Origin of the sequence: Pseudomonas sp. RG1 (assembly GCF_025910115.1) — a bacterium.
GTDB classification, from domain to species: Bacteria; Pseudomonadota; Gammaproteobacteria; order Pseudomonadales; family Pseudomonadaceae; genus Aquipseudomonas; species Aquipseudomonas atacamensis.
Genome location: NZ_JAPCIK010000002.1, coordinates 324,593 through 347,300, shown reverse-complemented (window position 1 = coordinate 347,300; position 22,708 = coordinate 324,593). Strand labels below are relative to the sequence as shown.

Below are 22,708 nucleotides of genomic sequence, written 5' to 3'. Positions count from 1 at the left end.
GGACCATGCAAACTCGTGACGATATTTTCAACACCCTGCGCGATGCCCTGGTCGAGCTGTTCGAGCTGGATCCGGCCCGCGTAAGCATGGACGCCAATCTGTATCAGGATCTTGAAATCGACAGCATCGATGCGGTTGACCTGATCGATCACATCAAACGCCAGACCGGCAAGAAAATCGCCGCCGAAGAATTCAAATCGGTGCGCACCGTCGGAGACGTGGTCGAGGCGGTGTTCCGTCTGGTTCAACCGGCCGCATGAGCCGACTGATCGGCCTGGGCCTGCTGCTGGCCGGTCTGCTGTACCCCTTTGCGGTGTATTTCGGCATGGAGCATTTCGCCCCGTGGCAATTTGCACTGCTGCTGGGCAGCCTGTGGCTGGCGCGCGCCCTGACCGGCGAACGCAAGCCCGGCAGCCTGTGGATGGCGTGCGTGGCGATGGTGTTCTGCCTGCTGCTGGCGGTGTTCGACAGCCCGCAGCTGCTGCGCTGGTACCCGGTGCTGATCAGCGCATTCATGCTGGTGCTGTTCGGCGCCAGCCTGAAATACGGCCCGCCAATGGTCGAGCGTCTGGCGCGCTTGCGCGAGCCGGAACTGCCGCAGGTTGCCATTCGCTATACGCGCAAGGTCACGCTGGCCTGGAGCGTGTTTTTCTTCTGCAACGGTTTGTGCGCCGCCCTCCTCACCCTGTGGGCGCCGCTGGATTGGTGGATGTTGTACACCGGCCTGATCTCCTATGGATTGATCGGCCTGATGTTTGCCATTGAATGGCTGATACGACAACGGGTAAGAGGCCGTACATGAATTGGATAAAACTTGAGCAGCTGTTGCTCAAGGCACTGCCGGCACGGGCGATCTGCCAGGCGCCGGCACTCGATCACACGCAACTGCGAGCGCAGGCCCTGAGCGTCGCCGCGGGTCTGCAAAGCCGAGGCGTGAAAAGGCTGGCCGTGCATCTGGAAGATGCCGCCGACCTTGCCATCGCCCTGCTCGGTGCCTGGCGTGCCGGCGTCAGCGTGTTGCTGCCGGCGGATCTGCAAGCGCAGACGCGTCAGCGCTGGTCGCAGGAAGTCGATCTATGGCTGACCGATCAACCCGGCGACGCCCAGTTGCACGACTTCACTGAGCCCGGCCTGCCCGGTGCAGAACTGGATCTCGATCAATGCCGCCTGAGCCTGTGCACTTCCGGCTCCAGCGGCGAACCCAAGCGCATCGACAAGACCCTGCGCCAATTGGCCAACGAGGTCGAAGCGCTGGAGCTGTTATGGGGCGCAGACCTCGGTGAAGCCTGCATCATCGGCAGTGTCGCCACGCAACACATCTATGGCCTGCTGTTTCGCGTGTTGTGGCCCTTGTGCGCCGGGCGCCCGTTGGTGCGCCGGCAACTGGCGTTCTCCGAAGACTTGCAGCGCGCCAGCCGCGAATACCCGGCCTTCGCCTGGGTTGCGAGCCCGGCGCTGCTCAAGCGCATGGGCGACAACCTCGACTGGCCGGCCATGAGCGCGGTGCGCCGGGTGTTTTCCTCCGGGGGCGCGTTGCCGCCGGAAGCGGCGCAAAGCCTGCACCAGCGCTTACAGCAATGGCCGACGGAAATCCTCGGCAGCTCGGAAACCGGCGGTATCGCCTGGCGTCAGGGCGAGTCGTTGTGGCAACCGTTTGCTGGCGTCGAACTGAGCCAGGACAGCGACGGCGCCCTGCTTATTTCTTCGCCTTATCTGCCTGCCGGCCATGTCGAACACAGCGCTGACGCCGCGCGCATCGCCGCCGATGGTCGTTTTGAACTGCTGGGGCGACTGGACCGCATCGTCAAACTGGAAGAAAAACGCATCTCGCTGCCGATGCTCGAGCAGGCCTTGGCAGCCCATGACTGGGTCGCCGAGGCGCGCCTCGGTGTGGTTCAGGAAAACCGCGCCTCGCTCGGTGCGCTGCTGGTGCTCAGCGAATCGGGCCTGTTCGCCCTGCGCGAGCATGGCCGCCGTGGCCTGACCGAAACCCTGCGCAAACATCTGAGCCAACATTGCGAAGCCCTCGCCCTGCCCCGGCGCTGGCGCCTGCTGCGGCAAATGCCGTTGAACAGCCAGGGCAAACTGGCGCAAGCCGACGTCGAAGCGCTGCTGCTGGCCGCACGGCCGAAAGCCCCCGAAGTGCTGGAGCAGAGCGCAAGCGACGGCGAATGGAGCCTGCAACTCAGCGTGCCGCCGGATCTGGCCTACTTCAGCGGACACTTTCCCAAGGCACCGGTGTTGCCCGGTGTGGTGCAGGTGGAGTGGGCGCTGAATCTGGGGCGGCAGTTGTTGAAGCTGGACGGCGCGTTTGCCGGAATGGAAGTGCTGAAATTCCAGCAACTGGTGCGCCCGGGTGATGAAATCCAGCTGCATCTGCGTTTCGATGCCGAGCGCGGCAAGTTGTATTTTGCTTATCGCAATGACACGGCGACGTGTTCCAGCGGGCGCATTCTCCTGGGGCCTGCCCATGCATAACCCCTGCGCCGTAATCCCGGTGTACAACCACGAAACCGCAATCACCACCGTGGTCGATGCCCTGCTCGCACAAGGTCTGCCGTGCATTCTGGTGGACGATGCCAGCGAGCCGTCCTGCGCACGGGTGCTCGACGCCCTGGCCGAGCGCGACAGGGTTTTCCTGGTGCGTCTCACAGCCAATCAGGGCAAGGGCGGCGCGGTGATGACCGGTCTGCGTGAAGCCTCGCGTCTGGGTTACAGCCATGCTTTGCAGGTCGATGCCGACGGCCAGCACGATTTGCACGACGTCGCGCGCTTCGTCGGCGAATCCCGCGCCCATCCCGAGGCGATGATCTGCGGCTATCCGCTGTTCGACGAGAGCGTGCCGAAAGGGCGTTTGTACGCGCGCTACCTGACCCACGTGATGGTGTGGATCAACACCCTGTCGTTGCAGATTCGCGATTCGATGTGCGGCTTCCGTGTTTATCCGCTGGCGCCGACTCTGGCGGTGATCGACTCGGCGAAAGTCGGCAAACGCATGGATTTCGATTCGGACATCCTCGTGCGTCTGGCCTGGCGCAATCAGCCGATGCGCTGGCTGCAGACCAGCGTGCATTACCCGCTGGACGGTGTATCGCACTTTCGCCTGTTCCACGACAACGCGCTGATTTCCAGCATGCACACGCGGCTGTTCTTCGGCATGTTGCTGCGTTGGCCGGTGATCCTCTGGCGGCGGTGGAAACCATGAGCGAAGAAGTCGACAAGAAGCACTGGGCCGACCGCGAAGAGCGCGGCAGTTTCCTGCTGATGAAATTCACCGCGTTCGCCGCCAAAGTCCTCGGCCGCCGCCTGCTCAGTCCGTTGCTCTATGGCATCGTGCTGTACTTTTTCCTCTTCGGCCGCGTCGCCCGGCGCAGTGCCTGGCAGTACCAGCAGCGGCTGGCCGAATGGAGCCGGCGCGACGACTTGCGCCCGAGCCACTGGCGGGTGTTTGGCCAGTTCATGACCTTTGCCGATTCGCTGCTCGACAAGCTCGATGTGTGGAACGGCAAGTTGAGCATCGAGCAGATCGAAATCATCGACCCGGCGCTGCTGCGCAAGCAGTTGCGCGGCAGTCGCGGGCAACTGCTGGTCGGCGCGCATCTGGGCAATCTCGAAGTGTGCCGGGCGCTGGCGGAGATCGGCGAAAAGGTCACCATGAATGTGTTGGTGCACACCAAGCACGCCGAACAATTCAACCGCTTGCTTGGCGAGGCCGGGGCGACCAATCTGCGCCTGATCCAGGTCAGCGAACTCGACCCGGTGATCATGCTGCAACTGCACGAACGGCTGGAACGCGGCGAGTGGTTGGCGATTGCCGGTGACCGCGTGCCGCTGCACGGCGGGCGCAGCGTGACAGTGGACTTTCTCGGCCATCCGGCGCCATTTCCGCAAGGCCCGTGGTTGCTGGCCGGCCTGCTCAAGTGCCCGGTCAACCTGCTGATGTGCCTCAAGCAACCCGACGGCCACTATCGCCTGACCCTCGAACCGTTCGCCGACGCGGTGGTGTGGTCACGCCGCGATCGCGAGCAGGTCATTCATCAGTGGGCCACTCGCTACGCGCAGCGCCTGAGTCACTATTGCCTCGAAGCCCCGCAGCAATGGTTCAACTTTTACCCTTTCTGGAAGACCGATGACGACGCCAACCCATGAGCCGGTAACCTTCGGCGAACGCCCTTTGCGCATCGAAGACGTGCTGGCCCTGGCCAACCGTCAGGCGCCCGTGCAGTTGCAGGCTGACGCCGACTATCGCGAGCGCATCGCCAAGGGCGCGCGGTTTCTCGATTCGCTGCTGGACAAGGAAGGTGTGATCTACGGCGTCACCACCGGTTACGGCGATTCCTGCGTGGTCGCGGTGCCGCTGCATCACGTCGAGGCGCTGCCGCGTCATCTCTACACTTTTCACGGCTGCGGCCTGGGCAAACTGCTCGACGCGCAGGCAACCCGCGCGGTGCTGGCGGCGCGTTTGCAGTCGTTGTGCCACGGCGTTTCCGGGGTGCGCGTCGAACTGCTCGAGCGTCTGCACGCGTTTCTCGAATACGACATCCTGCCGTTGATTCCCGAAGAGGGTTCGGTGGGTGCCAGTGGCGATCTGACGCCGCTGTCCTATGTCGCCGCAACCCTGTCCGGCGAGCGCGAAGTGCTGTTCCGTGGCGAACGTCGTCAGGCTGCCGACGTGCATCGCGAGCTCGGCTGGACGCCGCTGGTGCTGCGCCCGAAAGAGGCGCTGGCGCTGATGAACGGCACGGCGGTGATGACCGGCCTCGCCTGCCTCGCCTTCGCCCGCGCCGATTACCTGCTGCAACTGGCCACGCGCATCACCGCGCTCAATGTCGTCGCGCTGCAAGGCAACCCAGAGCACTTCGACGAACGCCTGTTCGCCGCCAAACCGCACCCGGGGCAGATGCAGGTCGCCGCGTGGTTGCGCAAGGATCTGGCGATCGACGCGCCAACCGCGCCATTGCATCGTCTGCAGGATCGCTACTCGCTGCGTTGCGCGCCGCATGTGCTCGGCGTATTGGCCGACAGCCTGAACTGGCTGCGCGGCTTCATCGAGACCGAGCTGAACAGCGCCAACGACAACCCGATCATCGACGCCGAAGCCGAGCGCGTTCTGCATGGCGGGCACTTCTACGGCGGGCACATTGCGTTCGCCATGGACAGCCTGAAAAACCTCGTGGCCAACGTCGCCGATCTGCTCGATCGGCAACTGGCGTTGCTGGTCGACGAGCGTTACAACCACGGCTTGCCGAGCAACCTCTCCGGCGCACCCGCCGATCGGGCGATGATCAATCACGGCTTCAAAGCGGTGCAGATCGGCACCAGCGCCTGGACCGCCGAAGCGCTGAAAAACACCATGCCGGCCAGCGTGTTCTCGCGCTCCACCGAGTGCCACAACCAGGACAAGGTGAGCATGGGCACCATCGCCGCCCGTGATGCGATTCGCGTGCTGGAGCTGACCGAACAGGTCGCCGCCGCCACGCTGCTCGCCGCCAACCAGGGCGTGTGGCTGCGCGCTCAAGCCACCGGTGCGCGCCCGCTGCCGCCAGCACTGGCAGCGATGCACGAAGAGCTGGGCAAGGACTTCCCGCCGGTCATCGAAGACCGTGCGCTGGAAGGCGAACTGCGCCTGTGCCTGCAACGCATCGCCGCGCAACACTGGAGGCTGCATGCGTAGTGCCGGAGTGCTTCATGCCGATACCGAGATTCTGGTGCCGTTTTTCGACGTCGACACCATGCACGTGGTCTGGCACGGCCATTACGTCAAATACCTCGAAGTCGCGCGCTGTGCGCTGCTGGACAAGATCGGCCATAACTACACGCACATGGTCGAGTCGGGTTACGCCTGGCCGATCATCGACCTGCAACTGCGCTACGTGCGCAGCGCGGTGTTCGGCCAGCGGCTTAACGTGCGCGCCAGTCTGGTCGAGTGGGAAAACCGTCTGAAGATCAATTACCTGATAACCGACCTGCAGACCGGCGAACGCCTGACCCGCGCAAGCTCCGTGCAGGTCGCTGTCGAAGTGAGCAGCCGCGAGATGCAACTGGCTTCACCCAAAGTCTTCACCGATGCCGTAGAAAGGATGCTGCGATGAATGTGTTTTTCAGAAGCCTCGGCGCGTTGACGCTGCTGGCCGTGTCGTCATGGGCCAATGCCTTCGACCTGCAACAACTGAGTGAACAACTGGCGAAACCGGATGTTATCCACGGCCAGTTCATTCAGGAAAAACACCTGCGCGCCCTGCCGCAGCCGCTGATCAGCAAGGGCAGCTTCGTCCTCGCGAAAAATCATGGCCTGCTGTGGCTGTTGAAAACTCCGCTGCAACAGGATTACCGCATCACCGCCAATGGCATCGCCCGCCGTGACACCAACGGCTGGCAACTGCTGCCGAACAAGAGCGCCGGCGCCGAGCAGAACCGTTTGTTCCTCGCCGTGCTGCAAGGTGACAGCAGCGGTTTGCAGCGGGATTTCGAACTGGCCCTGAGCGGCACGGCGCAGCAGTGGCAACTGACCCTGACGCCGCGTTCGATGCTGCTCAAGCAAGTGTTCAAGCAGATCAATATCGATGGCGGCGCCCTTGTGCAAACCATCGAGCTGCTGGAAACCCAGGGCGACAGCACCCTGCTGCGCATGCAGGACAGCACGGCCGAGCAACCCCTGAGCGAAGCGGAGCAACATGACTTTGCCGAGTGAACGCAGGCTGCCCTGGCTGTTTCTGAGCCTGCTGCTGGCCGTCGTCGCGCTGGCTGCCTGGCAGTGGCGCGACGGTGCGCCGCTGTCGGCCAATCTCATGGAGCTGGTACCCGGGACCAGTCCAGACGCGCTGGAAGTGCGCGCCGAACAGCGCATGCAAGAACCGCTCAATCGCGAAATGCTGGTGCTGGTCGGTCACGCCGATCGCCAGCAAGCACTGAACATGGCTCAGCAACTGGGCGAACAATGGCAGGCCAGCGGTCTGTTCGAAACCGTGCAATGGAACCTGCAAGCCGACTTGCCGGCGCTGCGCAAGCAATTGCTGCAAGGACGCCTTGCGATGCTCTCGGCGGATGATCGGCAGCTACTCAGCGAGCACCCCGACGCGTTCATCCAGCAGCGGGTGCAGGCGCTGTTCGATCCGTTCAACGGCTTCACCCTGGTGCCGAGCCAGGACGACTGGCTCGGCCTGACCGGGCGCATCCAGAACAGCCAGCCGAAACATGGCGCAGTGCAACTGGACATTGGCAGCGGCGCACTGGTCGCCGAGGCCGACGGCAAGAGCTGGGTGATGCTGCGTGCGCGCACCACCGGCAACGCCTTCGACATGAACCTGCCGTTGCAGGTGGCAGAGCTGCTCCAGCACAGCCGCGAGCAAGCGGCGCAAAGCGGCGTGCAGTTGCTCGCCGCCAGTGGCCTGCTCTATGCCGCCAACGGCCAGCAACAGGCTACTCGCGAGATGACCTGGGTCGGCGGTGGTGCGACGGTTGGCATTCTGCTGTTGCTGCTGTTGGCGTTTCGCCGCTGGGGCGTGCTGCTGGCATTTGTCCCGGTGCTGGTCGGCATGCTGTTCGGCGCGGTGGCCTGCGTGGCGCTGTTCGGTCACATGCATGTGATGACGCTGGTGCTCGGCTCAAGTCTGATCGGCGTTGCCGTCGATTACCCACTGCACTATCTATCCAAGAGCTGGAGCCTCAAGCCCTGGCACAGCTGGCCGGCCCTGCGCCTGACGTTGCCGGGGCTGACCCTGAGCCTGATCACCAGCGTCATCGGCTATCTGGCGCTGGCGTGGACGCCGTTCCCGGCATTGACGCAGATCGCCGTGTTCTCCGCTGCCGGCTTGCTCGGTGCCTATCTGTCGGCGGTCTGCCTGCTGCCGGCGCTGCTGAAAAATGTCCAACTGCGCCCGGCGCAATGGCCGCTGCGCCTGGCCGAACGCCTGATTCATCTGCGTGAGGCGCTGCTCGGTTGCATTCGCACGCCCGCGCTGCTGGCCCTGCTGATCGCCTTCTGCGTCGGCGGCCTGATGCAGTTGCAGAGCAAAAACGATATCCGCCTATGGGTCGGCGCGCCGCAGCATCTGACCGACGAAGCGCAGACCATCGCGCGCATCACCGGGTATCAACCGACCAGCCAGTTCTTCCTGATCCGTGCGGCCAATCAGGAGCAATTGCTCGAACGCCAGGCAGCGCTGAGCGAGCGCCTGCAGCAACTGGTCAACCTCGACAAACTGCAAGGCTATCTGGCTCTCGATCAACTGGTCAGCGCGCCGAGCCAGCAACAGCAAGTGCGCGAATCACTGAACAAGCTGCCGTCGTTCTGGCAACCGCTGCTCGATCTCGGCGTGCCGGTGGCTGCGTTGCAGAATGAATTGCAGCAATTGCAGACCCTGCCCGCCGAAGACATCGACGCCGCGCTGGCCGGCCCGCTCGGTGAGCCGTATCGGACACTGTGGCTTGGACCGACTGAAGACGGCGTCGCAGCGATGACCAGTTTGCAGGGCTTGAACAATCCGTCGTTGCTGCGCGTGCAGGCACTCGATTTGCCGGGGGTGGTGCTGGTCGATCGCCTCGGTGACCTGAACAAGGTGTTTGCCGCCACGCAGATCAGCGCCGCCGAACTGAAGCTGGTCTCCTGCGTGTTGATCGTGCTGGTGCTGATGCTGCCGTTCGGCCTGACCGGCGCACTGCGCATCGTCGCCCTGCCACTGCTGGCGGCGCTGTGCAGTCTGGCCAGCCTTGGCTGGCTCGGTCAGCCACTGACCCTGTTCAGCTTGTTCGGCCTGTTGCTGGTGACGGCGATCAGCGTCGATTACGCAATCCTCATGCGCGAACAGGTGGGCGGCGCAGCGGTAAGTCTGCTCGGCACCTTGCTCGCCGCCGTCACCACGTGGCTATCGTTCGGCCTGCTGGCGGTCTCCAGTACGCCGGCGGTGAGCAATTTCGGCCTGTCGGTAAGCCTCGGTCTGGCGTTCAGCTTCATGCTCGCACCGTGGGCCGGGCGCCATGAACCGGTTGCGGAGCCAGCGGCATGATGGTCTTAGGCTTCTGGTTGCTGGCCATGGCGCTGTTTGCCCTGGCGACCCGGGTCGGCCGCCATTTCGGTCTGATATCGATCGTCAGTCAGTTGCTGCTGGCGAGCTTCGGCTTGCCGCTGCTGATGTACTTCTGGATCGAACCGGGCTGGCAGCTCAGCGGCGCACAACTGATCGCCCCGGACTGGCTGAAAAACCTCTACAGCCTGAGCTTCGCCCTGCTGCTCGGGCATATCCTCAGCGATGTCATCGATCTGCGTCTGGATCGCCAGAGCGTAAAAATCGCTGTGCCGAGTTTCGCTGTGCCGTTCGCTTGCGGGCTGGCGGTCGCGTATTGGTTGCTGCCGGCGCAGCCGTGGCTCAACGCAATGGCCATCGGACTGGTCTTCGCCATAACGGCGATCCCGGTGTTGTACCTGTATCTGCGTCACATCGATTACCCGCCCGCTGCCACACGGCGTCTGGTGCAAACCGCGATCCTTATCGATCTGACTTGCTGGACGCTGTTCGGCCTCGCCCAGGGCAGTCTGCACTTGAGCAGCCTGTTGCTGCCTGTGGCCATGGCCGGCGTGCCACTGCTTTTGCACCTGCTGCGCGTGCGTCGCCCTCTGACCTACAGCCTCGGCTTCTTCGCCCTGCTGGTCATGGCCGAGCATTACAAACTCAACGCGCTGATTTTCGGCATCGGCTATCTGCTGTGCATGGCGCTGCTGAAAGTGCCGTTGGTGCTGCCGTTGCCGGCACGCTGGATGAGCCGCTTGCAGACGTGGATCGCGATCCCGCTGATCCTCACGTTCGGTATCGTCCAGATCGACGTGCACAGCGCCCTCGCCAGCCTTGGCGCCGGGCAGTGGGCGGCGCTGCTGCTGTTGCCGATTGCCAGTAAACTGCTGGGCAACTGGCTCGGCCTCGGTTGGGCGGGCGCCTCGTTCGCTGGCGCCAGCCGCTGGCGCGAAAGCGTGCTGCTGAACATTCGCGGCCTGAGCGAAATCGTCTTTCTCAATCTGCTATTGCAACAACAGCTCATCACCCCGGCGCTGTATTTCGCGCTGATGCTGATGGGCCTGATCGCGACGCTGCTGCCGGCCCTGATCGGCCTGCATCGCGCGCCCCTGAATCTGAACAGTCCCTTGCCCCGGAGCTCACGTGCCAATCGTTGAAATGGAATCCCGTCAGGTCGTGATCATCGGTGCCGGCCCGTCCGGCGCTATCGCCGCTGCCCTGCTCAAGCGCAAGGGCCACGATGTGCTGGTGCTCGAGCGCCAGCACTTCCCGCGCTTCTCCATCGGCGAAAGCCTGCTCAGCCATTGCCTGGATTTCGTCGAAGAAGCCGGCATGCTCGACGCCGTCAACGCCGCCGGGTTCCAGCGCAAGACCGGCGCGGCGTTTGCCTGGGGCGAGCGCTACAGCGCCTTCGATTTTGGCGACACCTTCACCGCCGGCAAGCCGACCACGTTCCAGGTGCAGCGCGCCGATTTCGACAAGTTGCTGGCCGATCAAGCAGCATTGCAAGGTGCGGAAATCCGTTATGGCGATGCGATCGTCAGCGTCGATTTCGATCAGGCGAAACCACTCCTTGATGTGCGTCGCGAAGACGGCAGCGAGTACCGTGTCGAAGCCGATTTCGTCCTGGACGCCAGCGGCTACGGCCGCGTGTTGTCGCGTCTGCTCGACCTCGAAGCGCCTTCGAATTTCCCGGTGCGCCAGGCGGTGTTCACCCATGTCGAAGATCACATCGACAATCCGGCGTTCGACCGCGAAAAGATCCTTGTCACCACCCATCCCGAGCATCGCGATGTATGGTTCTGGACCATCCCGTTCAGCAATGGCCGCTGCTCGGTGGGCGTGGTCGCGGCTGAGGAACATTTCCGGGGACGCGACAGCGATCTCGATGCTTGCCTGCGCAGCTTCATCGCCGAGACGCCAAGCCTCGCCGGGGTTCTGAACAACGCGGTCTGGGACACCCCGGCGCGCACCCTCGGCGGCTACGCGGCCAATGTGAAAACCCTGCATGGCCCGGGCTTCGCGCTGCTGGGCAACGCCGCAGAATTCCTCGATCCGGTGTTCTCCTCCGGCGTGACCATCGCCATGCGTTCGGCGAGCATGGCTGCCGGCGTGCTGCACCGTCAGTTGCTGGGTGAAACGGTGGACTGGCAAAGCGAATTTGCCGAGCCGTTGAAACGCGGCGTCGACACGTTCCGCTGCTACGTCGAAGGCTGGTACGCCGGCACCTTCCAGGACGTGATTTTCTACGAGGACAGCCAGGCGGAGATTCGCCGGATGATCTGCTCGATCCTCGCCGGTTACGCCTGGGACGAGCGCAACCCGTTCGTCAGCGAAGCGCGGCGCCGGCTGAAGATGATTTCCCAACTCTGCGCGCAGGACACCCCATGAATTACCTGAGCGACAGTTACGTCGAGGAAACCCGCTTCGGTCTCTGGTTCCTGCGCAGCCACACCTGGCAGCACCATGTGCTGCGCGTGGCGATCAACGATCTGCGTGGATTATTCAGTGAAGCGCTGCCGGAACACCCGGTGCTGCTGGACGCCGGTTGCGGTCAGGGCAAGTCCTTCGGCCACCTGCGCCAGACCTTTGCCCCGCAGCGCCTGATCGGCGTCGACGCCGACCCGCACAGCCTGCAACTCAGCGCCGAAGAGGCCACGCGCCTGGGCATGCCAGTCGAGTTGATCGGCAGCGATTGCGCCACGCTCAACGTCGCCGATGCCAGCGTCGACATGCTGTTCTGTCACCAGACCTTCCACCACTTGGTCGAGCAGGAAAAGGCCTTGGCCGAGTTCTATCGCGTGCTCAAGCCGGGCGGCTATCTGCTGTTCGCCGAGTCCACCGAGGCTTACATTGATACCTGGGTGATTCGCTGGCTGTTCCGCCATCCGATGCACGTACAGAAGAGCGCCGCCAGGTATCTGCAGATGATCCGCGAGCAGGGTTTCGAGTTTGCCGAGCGCAATGTGTCCTACCCGTATCTGTGGTGGAGCCGGTCGAAGGATTTTGGTTTGCTGGAGCGGTTGGGCTTGAGCAAACCCAAGCCATTCGGCGAGCGTGAAGAGACGCTGGTGAATGTCGTCGCGCGCAAACCATTGCAGGAATCTGTCTGATGTACGGCTATCGATCTGAACACCTGAAACCCTGTGGGAGCGAGCCTGCTCGCGAAAGCGGTGTATCAGTCAGCCAAGTTGGCGAATGTCAGATTGCATTCGCGAGCAGGCTCGCTCCCACAGGGTTTGCTGCATGGCTGGCGATCGTTTTGTCAGCCTTGCTGTTGAGTGCCTGCGCCGGCCAGCCACCGCTGCCAGCGGCCGAACCAACACTGCCCCTGCCGCTGCAACTGCACATCGAACGCGAGCAGGCCGGGCAGCGTCAGGACTGGCTGCTGGTGATCCAGCGCGAAGGCGCCGGCACGCGCTGGTCGATGATGGATCCGCTGGGCATTCCACAGGCCCGCCAGCAACTGATCGACGGGCATTGGCAGGCCGACGGTCTGCTGCCGCCGAACCCGGAAGCGCGGGAGCTGTTCGCCGCATTGCTGTTCGCTTTGACGCCTTCCGCCGAACTGCTGCGCAATTATCCCGACGCCCGGCAACAGGCCGATCAGCGTTCACTGCCGGCGCGCTGGAACATCCGCTATTCACAACCATTGAGCTTCCAATTGAATCTGCCTCAAGGCCCGCACTATCGCGTTTCCCAGTTAGGTGAATCGACGCCATGACCGCTTACCTGAATGCCCTCGGCGTGATCTGCGCTTTGGGCCGCGACAAGTCTGAAGTCGCGCGCAATCTGTTTGCCGGCGACTGTTCGGGGATGCGCCGCGAGTCCGGCTGGGTCGCCGAGCATGAACTGCCTGTGGCCGGCGTACACGGTGAATTGGCGGCGATCCCTGCGGACCTGGTCGAGCACAGCAGCCGCAACAATCAGCTGCTGCTGGAAGCCGCGCTGCAGATTCGAGACGACATCGATCGTGCGATCCAGACCTTCGGCCGCGAGCGCATAGGCGTGGTGCTAGGCACCAGCACCTCGGGCATCGACGAGGCCAGCCGGGGTCTGGCGCATTACATCCGCGAACAGCAATTTCCTCCCGAGTACGACTATCGCCAACAGGAACTCGGCGCCCCGGCGAATTTCCTCGCCGAATGGCTGCAACTGAACGGCCCGGCCTACGTGATTTCTACCGCTTGCACTTCCAGCGCCCGCGCGCTGATGAGCGCTCAGCGTCTGCTCGATCTGGGTCTGTGCGATGCGGTGCTGTGCGGCGGCGTCGACAGTCTGTGCAAGCTCACGCTGAACGGTTTCTCTTCGCTGGAAGCCGTTTCAGATGAACGCTGCAATCCGTTTTCCGCCAACCGCAACGGCATCAATATCGGCGAGGCAGCGGTACTGTTCGTGATGAGCAAACAGCGCGGCAAGGGCCCGGGAATCGCCCTGCTGGGTGCGGGCGCCAGCTCGGATGCGCACCATATTTCCGCACCGGAGCCGAGCGGTCGCGGCGCTCTGCAAGCGATGCAGAAAGCCCTTGGCCGCGCGCATCTGCAAGCCGGGCAAATCAACTACCTGAACCTGCACGGCACCGCGACCCAGCACAACGACGCGATGGAAAGTCTGGCGGTCGCGGCGCTGTTTCCCCAAGGCGTCGCCTGCTCGTCAACCAAGCCGCTGACCGGTCACACCCTCGGCGCCGCCGGCGCGTTGGAAGCGGCGTTCTGCTGGCTCAGCCTGAGTGCCGAAAACCCTGAACAGGCGTTGCCGCCGCACATCTGGGACGGCCACGCCGATCCCGCGCTGCCGCCGCTCAACTGGGTGACCGCGAGCGAACGCCTGACGTCCATTGCACCGCGCTACCTGATGAGCAACTCGTTTGCCTTCGGCGGCAACAACGTCAGCCTGATTATCGGAGACGCACCATGAGCCACTGGCCGCTCGCCGAACTGCTGCCGCATGCCGGCGACATGATCCTGATCGACGCCATCGAGCGCTTTGACGATGAGCAGATTTTTACCCGCCTTACGGTCAAGCCCGATGGCCTGTTCAACCTGCCCGACGGCAGCCTGCCGGCGTGGGTCGGCGTCGAGCTGATGGCGCAGAGCGTCGCCGCTTTCGCCGGTTGCCACGCCCGGCAAAAAGGCAATCCGCCGGAGCTCGGCTTTCTCCTCGGCACGCGCAAATTCGAGTGCAACGTCGAAGCCTTTGCGCCCGGCAGCGAGCTGACCATCCACGGCCTGCGCTCACTGGAAGACGACAACGGCATGGGCGTATTCGAATGTCACATCCACGGTGACGGCATTCATGCCAGCGCCCGCCTGAACGTGTTCCGTCCGCCGCAAGCCAACCAATATCTGCAACAGACAAAGGAGTCGCACGATGACTGAATCCGTACTGGTCACCGGCTCCAGCCGTGGCATCGGCCGCGCCATTGCCTTGCGTCTGGCGCAAGCCGGGCACGACATCGTCCTGCATTGCCGCAGCGGCATGACCGAAGCCCAAGCGGTGCAGGCCGAAATCGAAGCACTGGGCCGCCGCGCGCGCATCCTGCAATTCGACGTCGCCGACCGTGAAACCTGTAAAAGCATTCTCGAAGCCGATGTCGAAAATCACGGTGCCTATTACGGCGTGGTGCTCAACGCCGGGCTGACCCGCGACGGCGCGTTTCCGGCGCTGAGCGATGACGATTGGGACGTGGTCCTGCGCACCAACCTCGACGGTTTCTACAACGTTCTGCACCCGGTGATGATGCCGATGATCCGTCGTCGCGCCGCCGGGCGCATCGTCTGCATCACCTCGGTATCGGGCCTGATCGGCAACCGTGGCCAAGTCAATTACAGCGCCTCGAAGGCCGGCGTAATCGGTGCCGCAAAGGCGTTGGCGATCGAGCTGGGCAAGCGCAAAATTACGGTTAACTGCGTCGCCCCTGGCCTGATCGACACGGCCATGCTCGACGAAAACGTGCCGGTGGAGGAACTGATGAAAATGATCCCCGCGCAACGCATGGGCACCCCTGAGGAAGTGGCCGCTGCGGTGAATTTCCTGATGTCGGCGGAAGCCTCGTACATCACCCGCCAGGTGCTGGCGGTCAACGGAGGCCTGTGCTGATGAAGCGCGTCGTCGTCACCGGCATGGCCGGCATCACCTCGCTGGGCAGCGACTGGCCGACCATTGCCGGCAATTTCGCGGCCAATCGCAGCGGCATTCGCCGCATGGACGAGTGGGATCGCTTCACTGAGCTGAACACGCGTCTGGCCGGGCCTATCGATGATTTTCTCGTACCGTCGCACTGGACCCGCAAGCAGTTGCGCAGCATGGGCCGGGTTTCGCGACTGGCGGTCGGCGCAGCAGAAAAGGCTCTGGCCGCTGCTGGCCTGCTCGGTGACGAATCGATCAAGGACGGGCGCATGGGCGTCGCTTGTGGTTCGTCTACCGGCAGCACCGACGAAATCAAAGCGTTCGGCAACATGTTGCTCAACTCGGTGGCCGAGGGCCTGAACGCCAACTCCTATGTGCGGATGATGCCGCACACCACCGCCGCCAATATCAGCATTTTCTTCGGCCTCACCGGCCGCTTGATTCCGACGTCCAGCGCCTGCACCAGCGGCAGCCAGGGCATCGGCTACGCCTACGAAGCAATCAAGTTTGGCCGCCTGCCGTTGATGCTCGCCGGCGGCGCCGAAGAACTCTGCCCGACCGAAGCCATGGTGTTCGACGCGCTCTACGCCACCAGCCTGAAAAACGATGCACCACAGACCAGCCCACGCCCGTACGACAAGGGCCGCGACGGTCTGGTGATCGGCGAAGGTGGCGGCATGCTCGTGCTTGAGGAGCTGGAACACGCCCTCGCCCGTGGCGCGCACATTCACGCGGAAATCGTCGGTTTCGGCAGCAACGCCGACGGCCAGCACACCACCCGCCCGGAACAGCTCACGATGCGCCGCGCCATGGAGCTGGCCCTGGAAGATGCCGGCCTCACCCCGGACGCCATCGGCTATGTGAACGGCCACGGCACCGCCACCGAACAGGGCGACATCGCCGAAACGCTGGCCACCAGCAGCCTGTTTGGCGAACATATGCCGATCAGCTCGCAGAAGAGTTTTCTCGGCCACACCCTCGGTGCCTGCGGTGCGCTGGAGTCATGGTTCAGCATCGAGATGCTCAACAGCGACCGTTACGTGCACACCTTCAACCTCGACGAGGTCGACCCGCACTGCGGCAAGCTCGATTACCTGCGCGGCGAATTCCGTCAGATGCATCACGACTACGTGATGAACAACAATTTCGCTTTCGGCGGCGTCAACACCTCGTTGATCTTCCGCCGCTGGGCATAACCGAATCAATTCAGGTCAAGGAGACCTACATGCACTTCAACAAACTCGCCGCTGTCACCCTGCTGCTCTGCGCCCTGCCAGCGGTCAGCCAGGCACGCGACACGGCGGTCTACCTGCCATTCGACAAAGCCGTCGCCGAAGCCACCCGCTCCGGCAAGATCGATGGCAGCGTGAAATTCTATCTGGCCGGCAACACCCCGGCGGGCAAAGTCACCGTGGTCAGCCCCGACGCTGTGACCAACAAGAAAACCAACGCCTTCAACAAGTCCGACGAAGTCGCCTGCGAATGGGTCGCCCAATCGGCAATCATCAGCCTGCACCAGGCCGCGAAGAACGCCGGCGCCAACGCCGTGACCAACATCGTCAGCTTCTACAAGCGCAACGAGCGCAAGGACGCGCAAACCTACGAATGCCACGCCGGCGCGATCATGGCGGGCGTTGCGTTGAAGGGTGATCTGGCGAAGGTTCAATAAACGCCAGAAACGACAAAGGGCGCCGTTTGGCGCCCTTTTTTTTGCGGTGATTGAACAGCATCTACACTCGCTGATGCAGGTCGCAGCACCATAACCTGCCCTCGCAGTCTCTTTCACCGTCAAAGGAGATGACCATGCAAGTGAAAGCCCTGATGGCCGCTGCGCTTATCGCCCTGCTGCCCAGTGCCAGCAATGCCACCAACCTCATGTACATGCCTTTCGAAACCGTGCTGTCGGACGCCATTCGCGCCGGTCGGCTGGATGGCAGTGTGAAGTTCTACCTGATCGGCAACGGGCCGCAGGGCACTCAGCAGTTGCTGCGCCAAGGGGTGGTCAGTGATTTGAAAACCAACGGTTTCAACAAGAGCGACCAGGCTTCGTGTGAATGGGTGTTGCAGTCGAATCTGATCAAATTGCAGGCTGATGCCAAGCGGGTCGGGGCGAATGCGGTTGTGAATATAGTCAGTTACTACGACCAGCATGTGCGCAAGGATTTGAATACGTACGAGTGCCGGGCAGGAGTTTTTGTTACCCGGGTGGCTTTGAAGGGGGATTTGGTGCGGTTGCCCTGAAATCTGTGATGTTTGGGCCGACGCCTTCGCGAGCAGGCTCGCTCCCACCTTGGAATGCGTTTCCCTGTGGGAGCGAGCCTGCTCGCGAAAGCGCCAGCGGCCTTCACACCGTCAGAGGCTCAACCTTGCGCGTCAGCAGTTCGACAAACGCCTTGGCCATCGGTGATTTCTGATCTTTGCGCTGCACCAGCCAAACCGCCGAAATCGCTTCAGGATCGAGCAGCGGGCGGTAGACCACGCCGTCGATGCGCATGCGTTGGTAGGACGCTGGCAGCACCGATACACCCAAGCCCGCCGCCACCAGACCGATGATGGTCATCGCCTCGCCAGCCTCTTGAGCGAAGTGCGGGCTGAAGCCGGCGTCACGGGCCAGACTGAGCAGTTGTGCGTACAGCCCGCTGCCATAGCTGCGCGGGAAAAACACGAAGGGCTCCAGCGCCAGCGCCGAGAGAAACAGACCTTCGTCGCTGCCTTGGGCCAACGAATGCTTGGAACTGAGCACCGCCACCAATGGCTCGCGCATCAACTCCACAACACTCAGTGAATCCGGCAATCCGAGCGGGCGCATGATGCCGACTTCGATCGACTCGTCCACCAAGGCATCGGCGACCATGGTGCTGCTCATTTCGCGCAGATTCAGATGCACCGCCGGAAAGCGCTGACGAAAGGAAAAAATCGCCTGCGGAATGGTCGAATTGAACGGTGCTGACGAGGTGAAGCCAATCTTCAACTCACCCAGCTCGCCAAGTTGCGCACGGCGGGCGACATCCGCTGCCTTGTCGACTTGTGCCAGCACCAGCCGCGCCTCCTGCAGAAACAACCTGCCCGCCTCGCTCAATTCCACCCGACGATTGGTGCGCTCGAACAATCGCGCGCCGAGCTCTTGCTCCAGCGCCTGAATCTGCTGGCTCAGCGGTGGCTGGGAGATGCCCAGCACCTGTGCGGCCCGGCCAAAATGAAGTTCTTCGGCGACGGCGATGAAGTAACGCAGATGACGCAGTTCCATAGGATTTCCATTAGGTCGCTGAAGCTATCAAACAGGTCGAACAATATATTGGATAGAAACATTAGCCAGCTATATGATTTTTTCATTGCCTGCCCGGCTGCGCTCTCCGAGGTCTGAAGTGAAAACTGCTGTCGCGCCCCTTGCCCACGAAATCCCGCCCCCTGCCGACGACGATGCCCGCGCCGAGCTGCAGGAGATCTACATCGAAAAAGGCACGCCGGCCTTCATGCGCACGGTGCTGGCACTATTCTGTGGCGGCTTTGCGACGTTCGCGCTGCTCTATTGCGTGCAACCGATGATGCCGCTGCTGTCCCACGAATACGGGATCAACGCGGCGCAGAGCAGCCTGATCCTCTCGGTGGCGACCGGCATGTTGGCCTTCGGTCTGCTGATCACCGGGCCGATTTCCGACCGCATCGGCCGTAAACCGGTGATGGTCGCCGCACTGTTCGCTGCCGCGTTGTGCACCATCGCCAGTTCGATGATGCCGAGCTGGCAAGGCGTGCTGATCATGCGCGCATTGATCGGCCTGTCATTGAGCGGCCTGGCAGCGGTGGCGATGACCTATCTGAGCGAAGAAATCCATCCACAGCACATCGGCCTGGCAATGGGTTTGTACATCGGCGGCAACGCGATCGGCGGGATGAGCGGACGCTTGATCACCGGCGTGCTGATCGACTTTGTCAGCTGGCACACGGCGATGCTGGTGATTGGCGGTCTGGCGCTGGTCGCAGCGGCGGTGTTCTGGAAGATCCTCCCGGAGTCGCGCAACTTCCGCGCCCGCTCGCTGCACCCGCGCAGCCTGCTCGACGGCTTCACCATGCACTTTCGCGACGCCGGCCTGCCGCTGCTGTTTCTTGAAGCGTTTGTGCTGATGGGCGCGTTTGTCACGCTGTTCAACTACATCGGCTACCGCTTGCTGGCGGCGCCGTACAACCTCGATCAGGTATTTGTCGGATTGCTCTCGGTGGTGTATCTGTCGGGGATCTACAGCTCGGCGAAAATCGGTTCTTTGGCGGACAAGCTGGGGCGACGCAAAGTGCTCTGGGCGACCATTGCACTGATGTTCGCCGGACTGGCACTGACCATGTTCACCTCGTTGTTGCTGGTGATCGTCGGCATGCTGGTGTTCACCTTCGGCTTCTTCGCCGCGCACTCGGTGGCGAGCAGCTGGATCGGCCGGCGCGCGTTGACCGCCAAGGGTCAGGCGTCGTCGCTGTATCTGTTCAGTTATTACGCCGGTTCGAGCATTGCCGGGACGGCGGGCGGGGTGTTCTGGCATCTGGGTGGGTGGAATGGCATCGGCCTGTTCATTGGTGCGTTGTTGCTGATTGCCCTGCTGGTGGCGTTGAAGCTGGCGAAGTTGCCGCCGTTGCAGGGTGTCAAAGCCTGACATACAACCCTGTGGGAGCGAGCCTGCTCGCGAATGCACTGTGTCAGGCAACATCAGTGTTGAATGACACACCGCTTTCGCGAGCAGGCTCGCTCCCACAGTTGATTTGGGTACGACATTAGATCGTGCAAAAGAAAACGCCCGGCATTGGCCGGGCGTTTTTTATCGGGCGTTGATCACTCGTGATACTGCGCCGACAGCTCATGCACCGCACGCAGGAACGCGCCGGCATGTTCCGGATCGACTTCCGGCGTAATGCCGTGGCCAAGGTTGAACACGTGGCCGCTGCCCTTGCCGTAGCTGGCGAGGATGCGCCCGACTTCAGTGCGGATCGCTTCCGGTTTGGCGTAGAGCACGGTCGGGTCCATGTTGCCTTGCAACGCGACCTTGTCGCCGACGCGGGCGCGGGCGTTGCCGATGTCGCAGGTCCAGTCCAGGCCGAGGGCGTCGGCGCCGGCTTCGGCGATGCTTTCCAGCCACAGGCCGCCGTTCTTGGTGAAGAGGATCACCGGCACTTTGCGTCCATCGTTCTCGCGGATCAGGCCGCTGACGATTTTCTTCATGTAGGCCAGGGAGAATTCCTGATACGCCGCCGCCGACAGGTTGCCGCCCCAGGTATCGAAGATCTGCACCGCTTGTGCACCGGCCATGATCTGGCCGTTGAGGTACGAGGTCACCGACTGCGCCAGCTTGTCGAGCAGCAGGTGCATGGCTTGCGGATTGTCGTAGAGCATCGCCTTGGTCTTGCGGAAGTCTTTCGACGAGCCGCCTTCAACCATGTAAGTGGCGAGGGTCCACGGGCTGCCGGAGAAACCGATCAGCGGCACACGTCCGTTCAGCTCGCGACGGATGGTGCTGACCGCGTCCATCACGTAGCCGAGGTCTTTGTGCGGATCCGGGATCGGCAGGGCTTCGATGTCGGCCAGGGTGCTGACAACTTTTTTGAAGCGCGGGCCTTCACCGGTCTCGAAGTACAGGCCCTGGCCCATGGCATCGGGAATGGTGAGGATGTCGGAAAACAGGATCGCCGCGTCCAGTTGGGGGTAGCGGTCGAGCGGTTGCAGGGTGACTTCGCAGGCGAACTCCGGATTCATGCACAGGCTCATGAAGTCGCCGGCATGGGCGCGGCTGGCGCGGTACTCCGGCAGGTAGCGACCGGCCTGGCGCATCATCCACACAGGGGTGACGTCAACGGGTTGCTTGAGCAGGGCGCGGAGGAAACGGTCGTTCTTCAGGGCAGTCATGTCGGCATCCGGAAAAAAAGTGCGGGCATTTTCTCAGAGCGCGAGGCAAAAGGCACGGATGTGGGTCAGCCTTTTGTCTATCGGGTCAATTTGTCGCGCTGGAACACGATTTTCCGCAACACCCTAAAACAACTGTGGGAGCGAGCCTGCTCGCGAAGAGGCCGGCACATCCAACATTGAAGTTGGCTGACAGACCGCTTTCGCGAGCAGGCTCGCTCCCACAGGAGTATTGCGTTTGGCTCAGGCGCCGGGGTTAGACACCCAGGTAATCGAGGATCCCTTCCGCCGCATTGCGCCCTTCAAAGATCGCCGTCACCACCAGGTCGGAACCGCGCACCATGTCGCCACCGGCGAAGATTTTCGGGTTGCTGGTCTGGTGCTTGTACTGACCTTGCTCAGGCGCAACAACGCGGCCCTGGCTGTCGGTCTGGATCTCGAACTGTTCGAACCACGGTGCCGGGCTCGGACGGAAGCCGAAGGCGATGACCACGGCGTCGGCCGGGATGATCTCTTCGGAACCCGGGATCGGCTCGGGGCTACGACGGCCACGGGCGTCCGGTTCGCCGAGACGGGTCTCGACCACTTTCACGCCTTCGACCTTGTCTTCACCGACGATGGCGATCGGCTGGCGGTTGTAGAGGAATTTCACGCCTTCTTCCTTGGCGTTCTTCACCTCTTTGCGCGAGCCGGGCATGTTCGCTTCGTCACGACGATAGGCACAGGTCACCGATTTGGCGCCCTGACGGATCGACGTGCGGTTGCAGTCCATCGCCGTGTCGCCGCCGCCCAGGACCACAACCTTCTTGCCTTTCATGTCGACGAAATCTTCCGGCGACTTTTCAAAGCCCAGGTTGCGGTTGACGTTGGCGATCAGGAAATCCAGCGCGTCGTAAACGCCCGGCAGGTCCTCACCGGCAAAGCCGCCCTTCATGTAGGTGTAGGTCCCCATGCCCATGAACACCGCATCGTACTCGGCGAGCAGTTGTTCCATGGTCACGTCTTTGCCGACTTCGGTGTTGAGACGGAACTCGATGCCCATGCCGGTGAAGACTTCGCGACGATTGCTCAGCACGGTCTTTTCCAGCTTGAACTCGGGGATGCCGAAGGTCAGCAAGCCGCCGATTTCCGGGTTCTTGTCGAACACCACCGGGGTTACGCCGCCACGCACCAGCACGTCGGCACAACCCAGACCCGCCGGGCCTGCGCCGATGATCGCGACACGTTTGCCGGTCGGTTTGACCTTGGACATGTCCGGGCGCCAGCCCATGGCGAACGCGGTGTCGGTGATGTACTTCTCGACCGAACCGATGGTCACCGCGCCGAAGCCGTCGTTGAGGGTGCAGGCACCCTCGCACAGACGATCCTGCGGGCACACCCGGCCGCAGACTTCCGGCAGGGTGTTGGTCTGGTGCGACAGCTCGGCGGCCTGAAGGATGTTGCCCTCGGCGACCAATTTGAGCCAGTTGGGAATGAAGTTGTGCACCGGGCACTTCCATTCGCAATACGGGTTGCCGCAACCCAGGCAGCGGTGGGCCTGATCGGCCGACTGCTGGGGTTTGAACGGCTCGTAGATTTCAACGAACTCTTTCTTGCGTTGACGCAACAGTTTCTTCTTCGGATCCTTGCGCCCGACATCGATGAACTGGAAGTCGTTATTCAGACGTTCAGCCATTACTAAAACCTCTTA

Annotated in this window: 23 protein-coding genes; 20 read left to right on the top strand and 3 right to left on the bottom strand. The window is 62.7% G+C overall.

The window, feature by feature from the left end; genetic code table 11:
* Nucleotides 1-5 precede the first annotated feature (5 nt).
* The 19 genes from OK411_RS03245 to OK411_RS03155 all read left to right on the top strand — a co-directional run bounded on the left by OK411_RS03245 (nt 6) and on the right by OK411_RS03155 (nt 17,378).
* On the top strand, nt 6-260 hold the full coding sequence (locus OK411_RS03245; RefSeq protein WP_016772026.1) for an acyl carrier protein: 255 nt from the start codon (nt 6-8) through the stop codon (nt 258-260).
* Complete coding sequence (locus tag OK411_RS03240) at nt 257-802, top strand: hypothetical protein (RefSeq protein WP_076565270.1); 546 nt, start codon at nt 257-259, stop codon at nt 800-802. The genes OK411_RS03245 and OK411_RS03240 overlap by 4 nt, the downstream gene beginning before the upstream one ends.
* Nucleotides 799-2,478: an acyl-CoA synthetase family protein gene (locus OK411_RS03235; protein ID WP_264364407.1), complete on the top strand. Its 1,680-nt coding sequence runs from the start codon at nt 799-801 to the stop codon at nt 2,476-2,478. The genes OK411_RS03240 and OK411_RS03235 overlap by 4 nt, the downstream gene beginning before the upstream one ends.
* Entirely contained in the window at nt 2,471-3,205 is a 735-nt protein-coding gene (locus OK411_RS03230) for a glycosyltransferase family 2 protein (RefSeq protein ID WP_076565267.1), read from the top strand. Before OK411_RS03235 ends, OK411_RS03230 begins: the two co-directional genes overlap by 8 nt.
* On the top strand, nt 3,202-4,149 hold the full coding sequence (locus OK411_RS03225) for a glycosyl transferase (RefSeq protein WP_264364406.1): 948 nt from the start codon (nt 3,202-3,204) through the stop codon (nt 4,147-4,149). The genes OK411_RS03230 and OK411_RS03225 overlap by 4 nt, the downstream gene beginning before the upstream one ends.
* On the top strand, nt 4,130-5,674 hold the full coding sequence (locus OK411_RS03220) for an HAL/PAL/TAL family ammonia-lyase (RefSeq protein ID WP_264364405.1): 1,545 nt from the start codon (nt 4,130-4,132) through the stop codon (nt 5,672-5,674). The genes OK411_RS03225 and OK411_RS03220 overlap by 20 nt, the downstream gene beginning before the upstream one ends.
* On the top strand, nt 5,667-6,092 hold the full coding sequence (locus OK411_RS03215) for an acyl-CoA thioesterase (protein WP_016772031.1): 426 nt from the start codon (nt 5,667-5,669) through the stop codon (nt 6,090-6,092). The genes OK411_RS03220 and OK411_RS03215 overlap by 8 nt, the downstream gene beginning before the upstream one ends.
* Nucleotides 6,089-6,691 (top strand): outer membrane lipoprotein carrier protein LolA, encoded by a 603-nt coding sequence (locus tag OK411_RS03210; protein ID WP_016772032.1) that lies wholly within the window; start codon nt 6,089-6,091, stop codon nt 6,689-6,691. Before OK411_RS03215 ends, OK411_RS03210 begins: the two co-directional genes overlap by 4 nt.
* Nucleotides 6,675-9,005 (top strand): MMPL family transporter, encoded by a 2,331-nt coding sequence (locus tag OK411_RS03205; protein WP_264364404.1) that lies wholly within the window; start codon nt 6,675-6,677, stop codon nt 9,003-9,005. The genes OK411_RS03210 and OK411_RS03205 overlap by 17 nt, the downstream gene beginning before the upstream one ends.
* Nucleotides 9,002-10,165, top strand: coding sequence for a sodium:proton antiporter (locus OK411_RS03200; RefSeq protein WP_264364403.1), 1,164 nt, complete (start codon nt 9,002-9,004; stop codon nt 10,163-10,165). The genes OK411_RS03205 and OK411_RS03200 overlap by 4 nt, the downstream gene beginning before the upstream one ends.
* Nucleotides 10,152-11,399, top strand: a complete 1,248-nt coding sequence (locus OK411_RS03195) for an NAD(P)/FAD-dependent oxidoreductase (protein WP_264364402.1) — start codon at nt 10,152-10,154, stop codon at nt 11,397-11,399. Before OK411_RS03200 ends, OK411_RS03195 begins: the two co-directional genes overlap by 14 nt.
* Nucleotides 11,396-12,121: a class I SAM-dependent methyltransferase gene (locus OK411_RS03190; protein WP_264364401.1), complete on the top strand. Its 726-nt coding sequence runs from the start codon at nt 11,396-11,398 to the stop codon at nt 12,119-12,121. The genes OK411_RS03195 and OK411_RS03190 overlap by 4 nt, the downstream gene beginning before the upstream one ends.
* Nucleotides 12,121-12,732 (top strand): hypothetical protein, encoded by a 612-nt coding sequence (locus OK411_RS03185; protein WP_264364400.1) that lies wholly within the window; start codon nt 12,121-12,123, stop codon nt 12,730-12,732. Before OK411_RS03190 ends, OK411_RS03185 begins: the two co-directional genes overlap by 1 nt.
* Entirely contained in the window at nt 12,729-13,925 is a 1,197-nt protein-coding gene (locus OK411_RS03180; protein ID WP_264364399.1) for a beta-ketoacyl-[acyl-carrier-protein] synthase family protein, read from the top strand. The genes OK411_RS03185 and OK411_RS03180 overlap by 4 nt, the downstream gene beginning before the upstream one ends.
* Complete coding sequence (locus OK411_RS03175; RefSeq protein WP_073471610.1) at nt 13,922-14,386, top strand: hotdog family protein; 465 nt, start codon at nt 13,922-13,924, stop codon at nt 14,384-14,386. The genes OK411_RS03180 and OK411_RS03175 overlap by 4 nt, the downstream gene beginning before the upstream one ends.
* Complete coding sequence (gene fabG, locus OK411_RS03170) at nt 14,379-15,107, top strand: 3-oxoacyl-ACP reductase FabG (protein ID WP_016772040.1); 729 nt, start codon at nt 14,379-14,381, stop codon at nt 15,105-15,107. The genes OK411_RS03175 and fabG overlap by 8 nt, the downstream gene beginning before the upstream one ends.
* Complete coding sequence (locus OK411_RS03165; protein WP_264364398.1) at nt 15,107-16,333, top strand: beta-ketoacyl-ACP synthase; 1,227 nt, start codon at nt 15,107-15,109, stop codon at nt 16,331-16,333. Before fabG ends, OK411_RS03165 begins: the two co-directional genes overlap by 1 nt.
* A 29-nt stretch (nt 16,334-16,362) precedes the next feature.
* On the top strand, nt 16,363-16,806 hold the full coding sequence (locus OK411_RS03160; RefSeq protein WP_133337302.1) for an excinuclease: 444 nt from the start codon (nt 16,363-16,365) through the stop codon (nt 16,804-16,806).
* Between the two features lie 134 nt (nt 16,807-16,940).
* On the top strand, nt 16,941-17,378 hold the full coding sequence (locus OK411_RS03155) for an excinuclease (protein ID WP_130899548.1): 438 nt from the start codon (nt 16,941-16,943) through the stop codon (nt 17,376-17,378).
* Nucleotides 17,379-17,481: 103 nt separating this feature from the next.
* Here OK411_RS03155 and OK411_RS03150 read toward each other — a convergent pair whose 3' ends face one another.
* On the bottom strand, nt 17,482-18,384 hold the full coding sequence (locus OK411_RS03150; RefSeq protein ID WP_136492388.1) for a LysR family transcriptional regulator: 903 nt from the start codon (nt 18,382-18,384) through the stop codon (nt 17,482-17,484).
* 151 nt (nt 18,385-18,535) lie between these two features.
* On the opposite strand from OK411_RS03150, the gene OK411_RS03145 reads away from it, so the two are divergent.
* On the top strand, nt 18,536-19,777 hold the full coding sequence (locus OK411_RS03145) for an MFS transporter (protein WP_413694492.1): 1,242 nt from the start codon (nt 18,536-18,538) through the stop codon (nt 19,775-19,777).
* A 176-nt stretch (nt 19,778-19,953) separates the two neighbouring features.
* On the opposite strand, the gene hemE is transcribed toward OK411_RS03145, so the two are convergent.
* Nucleotides 19,954-21,021 carry a uroporphyrinogen decarboxylase gene (gene hemE, locus OK411_RS03140; protein ID WP_016772044.1) on the bottom strand — a complete coding sequence of 356 codons (1,068 nt, stop codon included), beginning with the start codon at nt 21,019-21,021 and terminating at the stop codon, nt 19,954-19,956.
* Nucleotides 21,022-21,274: 253 nt separating this feature from the next.
* A complete protein-coding gene (locus OK411_RS03135; protein WP_007909438.1) occupies nt 21,275-22,693 on the bottom strand; it encodes an FAD-dependent oxidoreductase in 1,419 nt (472 codons plus the stop codon).
* Nucleotides 22,694-22,708: the final 15 nt, after the last annotated feature.